The organism is Leptospira meyeri, from assembly GCF_004368965.1.
In the GTDB taxonomy this organism is placed as follows: domain Bacteria; phylum Spirochaetota; class Leptospiria; order Leptospirales; family Leptospiraceae; genus Leptospira_A; species Leptospira_A meyeri.
This window is the reverse complement of record NZ_SORO01000001.1, coordinates 1822548-1838099: the sequence shown is the minus strand read 5'-3', so window position 1 is coordinate 1838099 and position 15552 is coordinate 1822548. Positions and strand designations below refer to the sequence as shown.

Sequence of the window (15552 nt, the reverse complement as noted above, 5' to 3'; positions counted from 1 at the left end):
CCATGTTTTTGACCGCAGATAGAATTTTACCATTTGTAAGTTTACTTTCTCTTTTCGCCTATTTCTTGTTTGATGGGATGGTTGTAGATCCCAAAAGAAGAATCATATTTTTTGGAGTGATTTTTTTGTTTTTAGCTTCTGATACCATTGTCAGAGCTTTTTCAAAAGGACTACGGAAAGAAGACCAGAATCGTTATATTGCTGCCGGATTTGGAATCGGTGCTTTTTTATTATCTGTTTTACGTGATTTTTTGGATTTAAAACCAGTCGCTGGATTGAATGAAGAAGTCAGTGCCATTCCAAAAGTAAGAGAATTTCTTTTGCTTTGTGTTGTTTTATTATCAATTGTATTTCTTCTTCAAATCATACTCCTTGAGATTGGGAAGTCATCCTTAGAGGCACAAAGTAATTTAGCAAAATCCAAGAGCTCCCTTTTGCAAAATGCTGTATTAGGATTTTTATTTGTTCTTCCCATTGTGGTTGCAGTTAATTATTTTGCGATCAAACGAAACTATAACTTTGATTTGAGTAGCCAGGGGAAATTTTCCCTTTCTCAAATCTCTAGAAATCTAATCAAACCAATCGCAAAAGATGTTACCATCACTGCATTTTACCCGCGTCCTCTGGAAGCGGATGGACCGGCAAATGGAGATAAGTTGGCAGCCTTCGCACTGACTCGAGTCCGCCCTGATATTGAAATTCTTTTGGACCAAATCAAAGCAGAAAACTCACATATCACCGTCCAATTTATCAATGCAGATGTGGAAGTGGATTTACTAAAAGAGTTTGGCCAGGTTTCGAATGGGACCATCTTTGTTCGTTCGAAGAAACAATCTTTACTTACGTCCGGAACTCCATTTGCAGAAGAAAGGGTGATCGCTAAAGAAACAAAAGATTTAGAAGATCTGGAACGCAAGTTAGTTGGTGCACTACTCAATGTTACTACCGAACAGAAAAAAGTTTATTTTACTGTTTCCAATGGGGAAAGATACGGTATGTCTTTTAAAGCCCTTCCAAATGAACAAGTAAACCGATTTGTCTCTTCTTTACAGTTTTTAAACTTTAAGGTGGCAGAGTGGGGATTTGCGCAAGGTTGGCCTTCCAAATTACCAGAAGATGCCGAAATGTTGGTGATTCTTGGACCAACGGTTCCTTTTTCCAAAGAAGCTAAGGAAGAATTGACTAAGTTTGTTTTGGAAAAAAATGGAAAACTTCTCATCACCATGGAACCGAAAGGGAACGAAGACTTTAGTTGGTTACTATCAAGTGCTGGTCTTAAATATAAATCTTCAGAGTTAATAGAAAGAGAAGAAAAACCTGGATTTGTTGTAGCAAAACGGTTTCCGGATAACAGGCTCACCGATTTACTCCAGAAAAAAGACATGGGAATTTTATTCCCTTACAGTGGTTATTTGGAAACGGATGCGACCATTCCATCTCCTTATTCGTTAAAGTCGGAAACTTTATTAGAGTCAGGTTTTGAAGCTTTTTCTGATGAAAATAAAAATGGAAAATTAGATCCAAACGAAAAAAAAGAGAGTAAAATTCTCTCCATCGTATTGACACCCATGTCATTAACCAATGACAAAGCAGGCAAAATCATTTTGCACACAGGTACTTCTTGGATTACCGATCAGTTCATTCCATATGCGATGAACTCTCAGTTTTCTACTGTGTCCATCACGGGTTTGTTCCAGGACACGGCTGTTGCAGAAATTCCTCTTAAAAAAGAGGAATTAGATACTATTTCCCTTTCCGACAATCAAAAGTTAGTTGCTTGGGTAATCGGAGTGTTTTTGTTTCCAGGATTCATTTTGGCAGTGGGATCTTACTTTGTATATTCAAGAAGAAAAAGTTCTATGATTGAAGTATGAAACAGAAAATTAGTTTAGTAGTAGTTGCTTTTGTTGGTTTGTTTTTACTCTTCTACTGGATGGAAGACCATCCAGAAAATATTTCCGAAACAAATTTTTGGAAAGAAGATTGGAAATCTATTCGTTATACCCCACCCAAAGAAGATTGGTGTGGTGTCTTAGAACCAAAGTTTGCAGAGGAAGACATGGTGTTTCGTAAAATCCCTCGCGGATGGAACCTAACACCTCTTTACACAGTCAGTTTGACAAAAGATGGCAAGGAATTTTCTTACGAAGCCAACTATAATGTAAAAAATAGTTTTTCGGAGCTAAGTGTCCTTAAAACAAAATTGATTGAAAAGGCCACACCTGAAATCCAAAAGTCCTATTGTTTAGGGATGAGTTCTCCATCTTTAACTTTATCCGAAGAAAACGGTTCCGAAATTGATTTCCAAAAAGACAAACAGTTGTTTTTCGGTAAAAAAATCGGAGCAGACGAAGGTCGTGTTTCTGTTTTGGTGAATGAAGAAGTCATAGCTCCATATAACTATTTAATTGAAAAGTTTCGTGCACCTTCCACCAGTTTTCGTGAAAAAATGTATATCACGTTTAACGAAGGTTACTTGAGAGAACTTTCTTTTTCTGGTCAGGTTGTGAATGTTAAAGCTGAGAACCGTGCCAAAAAAAACCAGTACAATGTGTATGTTAATGATTGGAGTCGTACCACAGGGGAACGAATTGTTCTACCACCTGATGTGGGAAACCAATGGGAATCGGTGGTCAAAGGCCTGAAAGTAGAATTTTATAATGACGAGACGGGAGCTCCGCAGTTTCCAGAACTTACCTCTGCTCAAGTGGCGGAAGCGATATTGGATGTAACCCAATCAGAAGGAATCAAGTATCGACTTTCCTTTTACCCTTTATGGGAGTCGGATTCAGGAAAATGGAGGCCGGTTCGTCGGGAGCTTGTTCCTTATTTTTCGGAATCAATCACTTGGATGAAAGAAGAATCCTTCCAAAATTTGGTGAATGCCGTCATGAAAGTGAAAAGTGCTTCCCGGTACGAGCGTCCCAACCAGAAAATCCAATAAGGTGCAAAAAGTTTCTACAATCGCATCTCGGATGGAAATGATCCGAGATTTATTCTATTCCCCAATGTCTGCCTTCGAATCCTATTATCATAAAACGGATTTGGGTGGGCGTGATTTGTGGTTGGCCCATCTCCAACTCATCCTGCTCGCACCAATCGCAAAGTTTTTTGGGAATGTAATCCAAATCCTTTTGTTCAAAGTATCCACGGTAGACGAAGAAACAAAATTAACCTACACACAGGGGATGTTGACCTTATTCTTTTTTTATCTGGGATTTTATCTTGTGATTCGGTTGGTTGATAGTTTTCGAATGTACCACCAAATGCGAGATCGAACCAAAGATTGGGAAGGTCCAGAACCGCATGTGTTTATGATTTCCTATCTTCCTTTTAGTGCCACGACAATTTTTTGGATTTTTCCTGCGCCAATCCCCTTACTCGCATTAGGTGTTGGTTTTTTCTATTCCTTACATTTAGCGTATTATTATCTTTCGCACCGAAGAGAATGGACTTCTTTAGATTTTCTATTTTTTCTTATGAAAGTAGTTTTGTTTTTTTTGGTTCTTGTTTCAGTTCCTCTATTTATTTACAACCTGGTTAGGACGGTACTCTTTTGAAAATCTTTATGGTAGGCATTGGTGGAATTGCTATGGGTAATTTGGCCTATATGCTAAAAAATCAAGGTCATGATGTATCTGGTTCCGATCAAAATCTTTACCCACCTATGTCAGATAAGTTGGTAGAATGGGGTTTATCACCTAAAGCTGGTTATCATAAAGAAAATGTAAAGGGCGCTGATTTAGTGATCATCGGAAATGCTATCTCACGTGGGAATCCAGAAGTTGAAGAAGTATTAAATACGGGAATGGAATACATGAGTATGGCGCAGGCCATTGGGACTTTTTTTCTCAAAGGGAAAAAACCCATTGTGATTTCGGGAACTCACGGAAAAACTACGACTACATTTTTAACCCATTGGATTTTAGAATCTATTGGTCTGAAACCCGGTCTTTTTGTCGGTGGGATTCGTAAAGATGGGTTCCCTGGATTTGCTCTTGGAGAAGGTGATTATTTTGTAATCGAAGGGGATGAATATGATTCTGCTTTCTTTGACAAAAGTTCTAAATTTTTACATTACAGACCGTATTATTTGGCGATGAATGCTCTCGATTTTGATCATGCAGATATTTTTGCCGATCTGGGTGCCATTAAAACCATGTTCAAACGTCTGTTAAATTTAGTTCCTGGACGCGGTAAAGTATTCTATTGGAAAGGTTCTCGGAATCTAGTGGAGATCACTAAAGATTACAAACATGCACCTGTGGAATCTTTTGAATTAGGGGACAAAAATTCCATTTTTAAATATGAAAAAGGCATTTTGTCTGAGATAAGGACCAAAACCAAATTAAAACCATCATTAATTGGATCGCATAACTATCGCAATGTGGAAGTAGCAACTCGTATTTGTCTAGAAATCGCTCCACAAAAAAGAAAAGAAATTTTAGAAGCAGTGGAATCATTCCCTGGTGTCAAACGAAGACAAGAAAATCTATTTGTTTCCGATGTAAGCCTTCTTGTCGAAGACTTTGCTCATCATCCTGTTGCGATCCAAGAAACCATAAAGGCTCACAAAGAAGCTTACCCTGGATACAAAATCATTTCCCTTTTTGAACCACGAAGTGCTACTTCGCATAGAAATGTATTTCAAGACGATTTTGCCAAATGTTTTAAAGGTAGTGACGTGAGCATTGTTACTGAAGTGTACCAAGTAGACAAGGTAAACAAATCCCTACGTTTGAATGTAAAAAAATTGGTGAAAGACATAACAAAGAATACAAAGAAAGAAGCTTTGTATGCTAAAGACCCAAAAGAAATTCCTTCCCTTTTAAAAAAGATTCTGCCAAAATTCCAAAAGGAAAAAGTAATCATCCTTGCGATGTCGAATGGTGCTTTTGGTGGAATTTATCCTGAATTAAAATCATTAATCGAATTACGAGAATCTATATGAGCCTATCCCAAGAAATCGAAGCCTTAGTCAAAGAAGCAGAATCTGTTTTATCTTCTGCCACATCCGAACAAGATTTGGATTCTCTTAAAAACCAATTCATTGGTAAAAAAGGAAAACTCACTTCTGTTTTAAAAGGCCTTGCTTCTTTATCTGTAGAAGAGAAAAAAACAGTGGGGAAACAAGCCAACGAAGCGCAAAGCCGACTCGAAAGTTTTGTGGAAACCAAAAGAACTTCTTTAAAAGAAAGTTTTTATGAAAACCAACTCAGCCAGGAATTCTTTGATAGTTTGCGTCCGCTTGATTCGAAAGAAAGAGGAAGCCTACACCCTATTTCTCAAATCCAATATGAAATCGAAGATATTTTTACCTCTATGGGTTTTTCTGTGATGGATGGACCCGAAGTAGAAACCGATGAAAACAATTTTGGTGCTCTGAATTTTACCGAAGACCATCCTGCCCGTGATATGCAAGATACGTTTTATACGGTCGATGGAAACTTACTCAGAACCCATACTTCCGCCATTCAGGTGCGTGCCCTTCGCAAACTAAAACCTCCTTTTCGGATCATTGCCCCTGGCCGTGTGTTTCGATATGAAGAAGTAGATGCATCTCACGAAAATACTTTTTACCAAGTGGAAGGTATGGTAGTTGGGGAAAATATTTCTGTCGCTCATTTGATTTATACTATGGAAACACTTCTTTCTCGTGTGTTCCGAAAGGAAATCAAAACAAGACTTCGCCCTGGATACTTTCCGTTTGTGGAACCAGGTTTTGAACTTGATATCAACTGTTTGGTTTGTGGTGGCGATGGTTGCAGTGTGTGCAAACATTCTGGTTGGTTGGAATTACTTCCTTGTGGTCTAGTACATCCCAATGTTTTGGAAGCGGCAGGACTCGATTCGAAAAAATGGACTGGGTTCGCCTTCGGTCTTGGCCTTGATCGTCTTGTGATGATGCGATACGGAATTCACGACATCCGATATTTCCAATCTGGGAATTTAAGATTCTTAAAACAGTTTTAGGTAAGTTAGGTGCCTCCGGAACGAACTGCCAAAGACTTTTATCCTTGGCAGTTCGTTTGAGTATTAATCCAAAAGAACAGCTTGGATTTTTCCTTCAATCTCCTGGAATTCTACTTTAGATTTTCCAAGTTCCAATCCATCTTTGGATAAAATTTCCGCTCCATTTTTTCCATATAGATTGGTAAGAACCATCTCTCCATTCTCTTTAGTGGAACAGACAATGAGATAGGGTGGTTTTTTCTCCCCTCCTGGATTAAAAAAAATCGTGCTAACGGTGAGGATTGTGGCCTTTTCCCCCACTTTGGGGTTTGGAACATTGACCTCCAATGGTTTTAAAGTCAAAGGTTCTCTTTGTGGTTTTGGTTTTTCTTTGGAAAATAAAATGACTGAATTGATGCTATCAATCCCTCCATTTCCTCCCAGTAAACTTACGTTAGGTTGTGTTTCCAGCTTTTTTGGAATAGGATCAACGGCAAGACCATATTGGCTCGCAATATCAATAAGTCCAGTGGCTCCAGAGATAGCCATCGCCGCTTGGTAGTTCAAAATTCCTCCACCCAGGTTGATTGGTATCTCTCTTACTCCATTGGAAATTTTTCCTTTGCGAAGTGCCGTTGTTGTTTCTTTTGGTGAAACTCCAAAATACAAACCTGCTTCATGGATGATCATTCCTGTAAAACAATCATAAATCCAAGCGTATTCAATATCAGATCTTTGGAATCCAGAAGAGGCCACGGCTTTTTCACATGCAAGTGCAGCCGGACTTTTTAGATCCTTTTTTTGAATGAAATACTCTGCGTGAGCACTGTGACCAGAACCCGCTAAATAGATATGTTTGGAATCTTTGTTGATGATTTTATTTTCAATTAACTTCTGTTTCATGATTTCAGAAGTGATAAGAGTGGCAAATCCATGATCGGTGACGATAGCGATCATCGGTGTACTATAAACTCCGGAAAGAGGTTTCTTTAATTGTTTTTCAGTGAGCGGTTTTTGGAATTGAAAAGCACGAGGATTGGTTTCTGCCAGAGTTCTGAAGTGTTTTGTGATTTCTTCCAAATCTTCGCTGGTTACACCAGTATCAAACATCATTCTTTCACATAACAAAGAGTAAAGACCAATGAGTGTTGCTCCATAAGGCATTTCCCATTCTTTATGACAGACTGTTGCAGTGAGTCGTTTTAAATCCGATACTTGTTTGAATACCGATTTAGGAACATCGGCGGCCGCCACAAGTACAACCGCATAAGGATTGGCTTTCACAATTGCGTGTGCCTCAGCAATGGCCCCACCAACACTGGCCCCACCTAAATCCACTGTATGGCAAGCAAGCCCACCAAACCCCATATCATTGGAATCTTTTACCGTGAATCCATACCCTTCACGGCCCAGAGATTGGGCTTCAATGGAAACAAAATCAGTTAAATAAGGGGCAATTTTAGAACGGTCTGTCCCTAAAAAACCAAAAAGTTTATCAACAGAACGAAACAGTAAGGAGTGGTATTTTTCTAATGGGGAGAGAGTTTTATAAACTTCCGAATCAAATTCAGATTCGATGGTGTCTGCGACACCGAGTAGAATTGGGTCCATGATGGCACATTAGAATTATCCTTCCATATTCATCAACGCATTCATTCGAAAATCTTGTATGATTTGTTTGCAGCGTTCAGTAATTCGAGTGAGACTTTCTCCGAATTTTTTACCGCCAAAAGAACTATGGGCATTTGGAAAATCTTTTTCATTTACTAACACAATCATATCAGGATTGATTCGGTTTTTGCTGACCAAGTCTTGCACTGCCACAATGATATTTTTAAGAGCAATACATCCGTCTTTCAAAAGATTTTGGGAAGCTTTTTCAATGACGATATTGTTTCCATTGGCATCGAGTAAGGTTTTGATGAACTCTTGCATTTTCATGGAAGGAAGACCACGTCTTGTCATTCCAATTCGTTCTACTTGCAAAACAGCATCTTGTAAAAAAGAATATTCCGGAGTACCTTTGAAGATATAAATAAGAACAGGAAGTTCAGTTTCTGTAAAATCTAACATCGCTCCATAAAAGTAACGGGTTTCCACTTTGGCGAGAGGATGGAAATCTACCTTCTTATAGTTGGCTAACTTCTCGATGGATTCATCCATGATTCGATTTAAGGTTTGTGCTTTGGCTGCTTCTTTTTTCGCAGCTAGTTCTTGGAACTTTGATTTTAATTGTTCGAGAAAAGTAACTTCTTCGGTTAAAAATTTCGTGATGTTACCACGGAGTTTGAGTATTTGTAAATATCTTTGTTCAAACCCTGATTGGTCGAATGCTTTGGGATTTAGTTTCCCGTGTTCTTTATATTCTGATCTGATTTTTTCTAATATTGCTTTTGTTTCTGCTTCCGACAGTTCTTTCATTTCGATTGTTTCCAGTTCTCAATATCAAGTATGGTTTTATCCAAATCTTGCGCAAAATAGAGTGATGCGTTTTTGGCATCAACATACATTAACTGGTTTGCATATTGTAATTGTTTGACCTGAATGTCATTTTTCAGGTTTAAAATATTCAATAATTGCAAACTCAGTTTTTTGAAATCTTTAACTATAGTATCGGAATGTCTTTGCATTTCAAACAGGTGGAGTCTGTTTAATTTTTCTTTATCCGATTCAATAAATTTCATTTCTTCTCTTTTTTCTGCGGGTGCTTTTGAGATATAATACGTAATAGGACGAGGATATGATGTCATTTCTTTGTGAAGATCGACCATTTTATCTATGGCTTCAAAAACCTGTGATTCCATTTCACGAGCAAAGTTTCCGACAATATTTTTATTTTCTGAAGGGTCTCCCGTTAGTTCAAAGATCCTTGAAGATTGTAAATTACGAATGATCGCAGTGACTCTTTCTCGGTACGTAGATAATAATTTGATAAAGTCTTCAATACTTTGAAAGGCAGTTTTTTCATCGGAATCTGCTCCAACTTGTAAGTTCGGTTCTGCATTTTCTGTGGTTTCCGGTTCCTTCGGACTCGGTGGTTCCGGTGTATTGAGAAGTCCTTCATGGGTGAGTGGTTCTTTGATGAGAGGAGGGGGTTCTTCTCCTTCAAAAATGTCCAAATCCACGTCCTCACTCATGAGGTTTTCTTCCCCGCTCGGACTCAATTTTTCTTTTGGGATTTCCGCAGGTCTATCCGTGGGTTTTTGTCCGAGAGCGCCAACTAACTTACCTAATATGGGATTGGATTTTAAATCCTCTGAGATCTGAGTTGTCTGTTGGGAATTTGGTGGAGGTGTGAGAGTTTGTGTTGTCTTAGGTTCTTCCATTGTGGAATGGATCTGAGACTTGGGCACTACCTCAAAATGATTTCCGATAAGTTTTAAAATTTCAATTCTACGTGTTTCTTTATTGAAACGAAGGGCATAACGGTTGTTATCTTTGTCGATATATCTTTGTTGGATTTGGGAAATGGATAATTTAATAGGATCAATTTCTGAAATGGAATCAATTTTTATATAATGGTATTTTGATTTTTCAGGAGTCACAGTCGTAAAATTTCCAACAAAGCTTCTGTGAAAGCATATGAGAGTAATACGTTCGGGTCAACTTCCTTCTCCCGAGAAATTAAACTTAATGTAAAAAAATCGTATCTGCTGAGTTCCATTCGTTCGTAGTGGCCCGTTTCTCGTTTTTCAAAAATTCCCGGTTCCATTCCCTCTACTTTTAGCGATAAAATAGCCATTTTTATGACAAGGGCAAGGTCCAAATGCCTCTGTTTTAAAATCTCATAGAGTTCGGAATCGATCCAAATTAGAATAGGGAACATGGTTTTCTCCTACGAGAAGAGGTCGAAACTCCTTCCTGCGGTTCCATTTTTTTCTCTTTCGCCTTGACCGGCAGGGTGGTACTCAAAAGATAAGTAAAAATTCCTCGTAGGGGACATTCCTTGGCTAATTTAAAATCATCTAAAAAAGACATTCGTAGAACTGCTCGTAGAAAAGAGCGAAATGGTGAAGATCGCACTGAATTGCGTACTTACGCTCGCCTTCTTCTCAAAGCAATCAAATCCGGAAACAAAACGGAAGCTCTCACTGTATTCTCTAAACTTTCTTCTAAGTTGGATAGAGCTGCAAAAACAAAACTCATTCATAAGAAAAATGCGGATCGTAAAAAATCTCGTATGGCTCTTCGTATTAACTCCATCGAAACAAAAGCCGCCTAACATTTGCTTTTAGCTAGAAGGAATGAGGCCACCAATGGTGGCCTTTTTTATTTCTAAATCTTATTTACAAATATCTCCATTCCGGTTCACTGGTCATAACAACGGGCGATTAGCTCAGCTGGGAGAGCAGCTGCCTTACAAGCAGCGGGTCGGCAGTTCAATCCTGTCATCGCCCAAACCGTTTTTCTTCTTAAAGATAGACTTGCAGTGGGAATCCCCCAGCTTTGATAGTATTGTATGCGATTTACGAAAGAGTATGATCTGTCCTCCCTAATGATTTCTATCTCCGGTGTCCGGGGAAAAATTGGACAAGGGTTTGGTTTAGAGGAAGCGTTGGCATTCTCCAAATCCTTTGCTTCTCTTATGAATGGTGGGACGGCAGTCATTGGTCGTGACTCAAGACCAAGCGGTCCCTATTTAGAATCACTTCTCACCTCTGCATTGTTAGCTTCCGGAAATTCTGTTTTAACATTGGGACTTGTTCCTACACCAACCACAAAAGCAGTTGTGAATCTTTCGAAAGCTAGTGGTGGGATTATGATCTCTGCCTCGCACAACCCTATGGATTGGAATGCATTTAAATTCATTTCTAAAAAGGGTTTTTTCTTTTCAGCAGAGGAAAACAAAAAACTTTTGTCCATCATTCAAGATGGATCTTATGCAAAAGAACAAATTTCGCCCAAGGGTTATATTGACTCTGGAGAAGATTATATCGATCTTCATTTGTCTTCTGTTCTGAAACGAGTGAATGTCGCCAAAATTAAAAAGAAAAAATTTACAGTTTTTGTGGATGCAGTTGGTGGTGCAGGTTCTTTTGTAGTTCCAAAATTTTTACAAATGTTAGGTTGTAAAGTTGTTGCTCATAATTGTAATCCAAATGGAACGTTTCCAAGGCCTCCGGAACCTACGGCTGCTGCTTTAAAATCAGTAGAACCTTACTTTAAAAAATCAAAAGCAGACATTGGTTTTGCTTTGGACCCTGATGCAGATAGACTTGTTTTGTTTTCTCCCAAACGAGGAGCTGTTTCCGAAGAATATACTTTGCCTTTGGCATTAATGAATGTTTTATCCACTGCAAAGAAAAAAGCAAAGGTTGTCGTAAACTTATCAACTTCTTTTTTGAATGAAGAAGTTGGATCAAGATTTGGTGCAGAAGTCATTCGTAGCAAAGTTGGTGAAGCAAACGTTGTAGAAGAAATGACTAAAACCAAGGCAGTGTTTGGCGGAGAAGGAAATGGCGGAGTCATCGATCCAAACATTCCCTCTTTTGGTCGGGACACTTTGTCCGGTATTGCACATATTCTAAATTTGATGGCAGAAACGGGAAAATCAGTCGATGTTCTTTTGGATGAACTTCCATCACTCTATATGGACAAACAATCCTTTCCTTTGGCATCGGGAATGTCTTTAGAAATTCTTTATCAAAAATTTCAGTCAGAGTTTTCTCCGAAAGTCATTTCAGAGAAAGACGGACTTTGGATGTATGTATCGGATTCTTGGATCCACATTCGTCCTTCCAATACCGAACCAATCTTTCGTGTCATTACAGAAACTAAATCCAAATCCGATTTGGAAGCTACCTTAAAGAGGGTAAAACAATGTGTGGAATCGTAGGTTATTTAGGAAAAAGAGAGGCACTTCCTCTCATCATCAAAGGTCTTAAGCGTTTAGAATATCGTGGATATGATAGCGCTGGTGTTGCTTTGTTAAATGGCGGACTTGAAATTTTTAAAAAGAAAGGGAAAGTTCTCGATTTAGAAAATGAAATCGGCAATCGCAAGTTAGTCGCAACTCTCGGGATTGGGCACACTCGTTGGGCCACTCATGGAGAACCCAATGATCGAAATGCTCACCCGCATACAAGTTCTGATGGAAAATTGGCAATCATTCACAATGGAATCATTGAAAACTATGCATCCATCAAAAAAGAATTAGAAGGGAATGGACATATTTTTAATTCAGACACTGATTCAGAAGTCCTTATCCATTTAATTGAAGAGATAAAAAAACAGAATAATTGTTCTATTGAAGAAGCAGTTCGTTTGGCTCTGAATGAAGTCGTTGGAGCTTATGCCATTGTCATTTTGTCAAAAGAAAATGAACGAATGATGATTGCAGCAAGAAAAGGTTCCCCCCTTGTGATTGGAATCGGTGAAGATGAATACTTTGTTGCTTCTGATGCAACACCTATCATTGAATATACGAACAATGTAACCTATCTCAATGACCAGGAAATGGCTATCATCAAAGACGGAAGTCTTGTAGTTAAAAACTTAGAAAATGTAACCAAAACCCCATTCATTCAAAAATTAGAATTGGATTTGGAAGACATAGAGAAGGGTGGATACCCACACTTCATGTTGAAAGAAATCTTTGAACAACCTAAGTCTGTTCGTGATGCCATGCGAGGACGTCTTGTTTCAAGAGAACATCATTTGTTCTTAAGTGGGATTGACCAGTATTTAAATCGTTTTCTAAATGCGGATCGTTTGATCCTTGTTGGTTGTGGTACTTCTTGGCATGCGGGCCTCATTGGTGAGTATTTATTCGAAGACCTTGCGAGAATTCCAACAGAAGTAGAATATGCATCAGAATTTCGTTACCGCAATCCGATTGTTACAGAAAGAGATGTGGTCATTGCTGTTTCTCAATCAGGAGAAACTGCCGATACACTTGCCGCCATCGAACTTGCTAAGTCCAAAGGAGCACTTATTTTTGGAGTTTGTAATGTGGTTGGTTCTTCCATCGCACGAGCTTCTCATGCTGGAGCTTACTTACATGCAGGCCCTGAGATTGGTGTGGCTTCGACCAAGGCCTTCACATCCCAAGTCAGTATCCTTACAATGATGGCTTTGTATTTAGGGTTAAAAAAAGGTTCTATCTCCTTATCTGATTACCAAACTCTTCTCCTCGAATTGGATTCAATTCCAGATAAGGTAGCAAAAATTCTAACTAAAGATGAAGAGATCTTAAAAATTGCTGAAAACTTTTACCGAGCGTCTAACTTCCTTTATTTGGGACGAGGTTTTAATTTTCCTGTGGCTCTTGAAGGTGCTTTGAAATTAAAAGAAATTTCTTATATCCATGCAGAAGGATACCCTGCAGCAGAAATGAAACATGGGCCAATTGCTCTTATTGATGAAGACATGCCTGTTGTGTTTATCGCAACAAAAGATGGATCATACGAAAAGGTAATTTCCAATATCCAAGAAGTTAAGGCAAGAAAAGGAAGAGTTATCGCCATTGTAACAGAAGGGGATACTGATATAAAATCCATGGCAGACTATATCTTTGAAATTCCAAAAACTGCTGATGCACTAGTTCCTCTGCTTGCAGTCATTCCGTTACAATTGTTATCTTACCACATAGCAATTCTTAGGGGATGTAATGTGGACCAACCAAGAAACTTAGCAAAATCTGTAACTGTGGAGTAAACAGTGAACCTTCTACTTGACGATTCCAAAAGAAATCCGTCTCTTGATCCCTTATCCAGGTTTCATTCTTTTTTTGAATGGAATCTCGGCGGTATCACTTTACTTGAAAAATTAGAACGCAAATACCCTGGTGCCAAGATTTATTATAAGGGCCCCAATCCTGAATTTGAAAAACTAATCTTCAATCGGTATCCGCATGTTTTGCCTGCAAACTTGGAATCTTTTGATTCAATATATAGTTCCGATTCCTATTTGCCTTGGGAACTTTTAGGTACTGTCACTTCTATTATTGAAGATACGCTTACTTTGGAAAAAGATTGGAAGAGGTTTCGTCAGAAGTACAAAGCAAAACAATCTGGTTTTCATATTGTTGGAAAAGACAAACACCTCTACATTCATCCGCAGGCGACAATTTATCCTGGTGTTGTTTTTGATACAACTCATGGCCCAATACTAATTGAAGATGGAGTCAAAATTTCTTCTTTTAGTTTTTTGGAAGGTCCTCTCTTTGTTGGAAAAAATACGCAAATCGATAATGCTCGAATCACCGGGGGATGTCTTATTGGAAACCAATGTCGGATTGGTGGGGAAGTAGAGAACTCTATCATTTTAGATTATACCAACAAACACCATGAAGGTTTCCTCGGTCATAGTTTTGTTTCGACTTGGGTGAATTTAGGTGCTTTATCCACAACTAGTGATTTAAAAAACAATTATGGAATTGTGAAGTTAAAGATTGGCGATTCGGTAATCAACACTGGAACCATAAAGTTTGGATCTCTTATTGGTCCTTTTACAAAACTTGCCATTGGTGTGATGTCCAATACAGGAACGGTTTTTGATATTGCGAGTAATATCGTTGAATCCAGAGTCCAAGGGTATGTGCCAGCCTTCACTTGGATAAAACCTGGCGGTCGTTACCGTCTGGAAGAATATCTTTTTGATACCAAAAAAATCATGGCACGACGTGGGATGAATCTTTTTGAATTTGAAGAAGAGTATTTGAGAAAATTATACGGAAGTCTTACGGAGTGAACATGACACCCAGTTTGTTAGAACATATCAATTCTGGAAAAACAGTAGAAATTGATGACTTACGTTTTTTTTATTTAGATGAAGGGAAGGGAGAGGAAATCATTCTCCTACTCCCTGGTTTTTTGACTACATCATATAATTATCGTAAGCTGGTAAATCTTTTATCCAATCATTATAGGGTAATCGCACTTGATTTTTTAGGAACAGGATTTAGTACAAGACCAGATGGGCCACTTTCCCATAGGCTCCAAGCGCATTATTTGGCTCCTTTCCTTGAGAAAGTCGTTGGTGACAAAAAGGTTCATGTTGTTGCTTTCGATTATGCACTTCCAATTCTTTGTTTTACATTTAAGGAACATGCAAACCAATATAAATCCTTATCTATTTTAGGTGGGTTTATGAACTTGCCGAAGTTTCGTTTTTATTTTCCTCTTCATTTTCTCCGTTTGCCCTTATTTGGTGAAGTTTTTTCTTTTTTATTTCGTCCGCCCCTTCTTCGTTTGTTCTATAAACTATTCCTCGTGAAAAAAACGCACCAGCTTACATTCGAATGGGAAAAGACAATGTATCATTTGTTATTCGAAGGAAAGGCTAGAAAAAACACTTTGGAGTTTGTTCGTAATGTGGATCGATCTACTCATGCCTTACGTGAGATAGAAGAAGGAGCCAAAAATTTTGTGGGCCTTCGCCAAATTTATTTAGGAGAAGAAGACTTTCGTATTTCTCCAAATCAAACCGAATACATGAAAGAAACACTTAGGACAAGCAGCCTTGTTTTTTTACCAGCCAAACACCTCCCTATGGAAGAATGTCCAGAAGTTGTTTTTGAAAAACTTCACTACTTTGTAGATTCCTTCTCGCATAAAAAAACTAAAACCTTCCATTTCAACAAACAAAACAAGGATTAAT

Annotated in this window: 14 protein-coding genes and 1 tRNA gene; 11 read left to right on the top strand and 4 right to left on the bottom strand. The window is 38.4% G+C overall.

The annotated features are described in order from the left end of the window. The first annotated feature begins 2 nt into the window (after window positions 1-2). From CLV96_RS08520 to CLV96_RS08500, 5 genes are read left to right on the top strand one after another with little or no spacing between them, the layout of a single operon-like run. A complete protein-coding gene (locus CLV96_RS08520) occupies window positions 3-1874 on the top strand; it encodes a motility-associated ABC transporter substrate-binding family protein (protein WP_004785074.1) in 1872 nt (623 codons plus the stop codon). Then, complete coding sequence (locus tag CLV96_RS08515) at window positions 1871-2944, top strand: hypothetical protein (RefSeq protein WP_004784401.1); 1074 nt, start codon at window positions 1871-1873, stop codon at window positions 2942-2944. Before CLV96_RS08520 ends, CLV96_RS08515 begins: the two co-directional genes overlap by 4 nt. Window position 2945: 1 nt before the next feature. Beyond that, a complete protein-coding gene (locus CLV96_RS08510) occupies window positions 2946-3560 on the top strand; it encodes a hypothetical protein (protein WP_004785547.1) in 615 nt (204 codons plus the stop codon). Then, on the top strand, window positions 3557-4951 hold the full coding sequence (locus CLV96_RS08505; protein WP_004786841.1) for a UDP-N-acetylmuramate--L-alanine ligase: 1395 nt from the start codon (window positions 3557-3559) through the stop codon (window positions 4949-4951). Before CLV96_RS08510 ends, CLV96_RS08505 begins: the two co-directional genes overlap by 4 nt. Beyond that, on the top strand, window positions 4948-5973 hold the full coding sequence (locus CLV96_RS08500; protein ID WP_004787549.1) for a phenylalanine--tRNA ligase subunit alpha: 1026 nt from the start codon (window positions 4948-4950) through the stop codon (window positions 5971-5973). Before CLV96_RS08505 ends, CLV96_RS08500 begins: the two co-directional genes overlap by 4 nt. 63 nt (window positions 5974-6036) lie before the next feature. On the opposite strand, the gene CLV96_RS08495 is transcribed toward CLV96_RS08500, so the two are convergent. The 4 genes from CLV96_RS08495 to CLV96_RS08480 are packed head-to-tail and all read right to left on the bottom strand — an operon-like array spanning window position 6037 to window position 9778. Further along, entirely contained in the window at window positions 6037-7563 is a 1527-nt protein-coding gene (locus CLV96_RS08495; RefSeq protein WP_004784970.1) for a thiolase C-terminal domain-containing protein, read from the bottom strand. A 15-nt stretch (window positions 7564-7578) separates the two neighbouring features. Further along, window positions 7579-8373, bottom strand: coding sequence for a hypothetical protein (locus CLV96_RS08490; protein ID WP_004786019.1), 795 nt, complete (start codon window positions 8371-8373; stop codon window positions 7579-7581). Beyond that, entirely contained in the window at window positions 8370-9497 is a 1128-nt protein-coding gene (locus CLV96_RS08485) for an LIC_10450 family protein (protein WP_004786290.1), read from the bottom strand. The genes CLV96_RS08490 and CLV96_RS08485 overlap by 4 nt, the downstream gene beginning before the upstream one ends. Next, window positions 9494-9778, bottom strand: a complete 285-nt coding sequence (locus CLV96_RS08480) for a hypothetical protein (RefSeq protein ID WP_004787190.1) — start codon at window positions 9776-9778, stop codon at window positions 9494-9496. Before CLV96_RS08480 ends, CLV96_RS08485 begins: the two co-directional genes overlap by 4 nt. 120 nt (window positions 9779-9898) lie before the next feature. Between CLV96_RS08480 and rpsT the strand changes: the two genes are divergently transcribed. The 6 genes from rpsT to CLV96_RS08450 all read left to right on the top strand — a co-directional run bounded on the left by rpsT (window position 9899) and on the right by CLV96_RS08450 (window position 15551). Next, window positions 9899-10174, top strand: a complete 276-nt coding sequence (gene rpsT / locus CLV96_RS08475) for a 30S ribosomal protein S20 (protein WP_004785420.1) — start codon at window positions 9899-9901, stop codon at window positions 10172-10174. Between the two features lie 103 nt (window positions 10175-10277). Then, window positions 10278-10350, top strand: a tRNA-Val gene (locus tag CLV96_RS08470). Window positions 10351-10411: 61 nt separating this feature from the next. Next, a complete protein-coding gene (glmM, locus tag CLV96_RS08465; RefSeq protein WP_004786420.1) occupies window positions 10412-11788 on the top strand; it encodes a phosphoglucosamine mutase in 1377 nt (458 codons plus the stop codon). Further along, window positions 11773-13608: a glutamine--fructose-6-phosphate transaminase (isomerizing) gene (glmS, locus tag CLV96_RS08460; protein WP_134151872.1), complete on the top strand. Its 1836-nt coding sequence runs from the start codon at window positions 11773-11775 to the stop codon at window positions 13606-13608. The genes glmM and glmS overlap by 16 nt, the downstream gene beginning before the upstream one ends. Window positions 13609-13611: 3 nt before the next feature. Then, window positions 13612-14643 (top strand): GlmU family protein, encoded by a 1032-nt coding sequence (locus CLV96_RS08455; protein ID WP_004786797.1) that lies wholly within the window; start codon window positions 13612-13614, stop codon window positions 14641-14643. 2 nt (window positions 14644-14645) lie between these two features. Then, window positions 14646-15551, top strand: a complete 906-nt coding sequence (locus CLV96_RS08450) for an alpha/beta fold hydrolase (RefSeq protein ID WP_004787727.1) — start codon at window positions 14646-14648, stop codon at window positions 15549-15551. The last annotated feature ends 1 nt before the right edge of the window (window position 15552 follow it).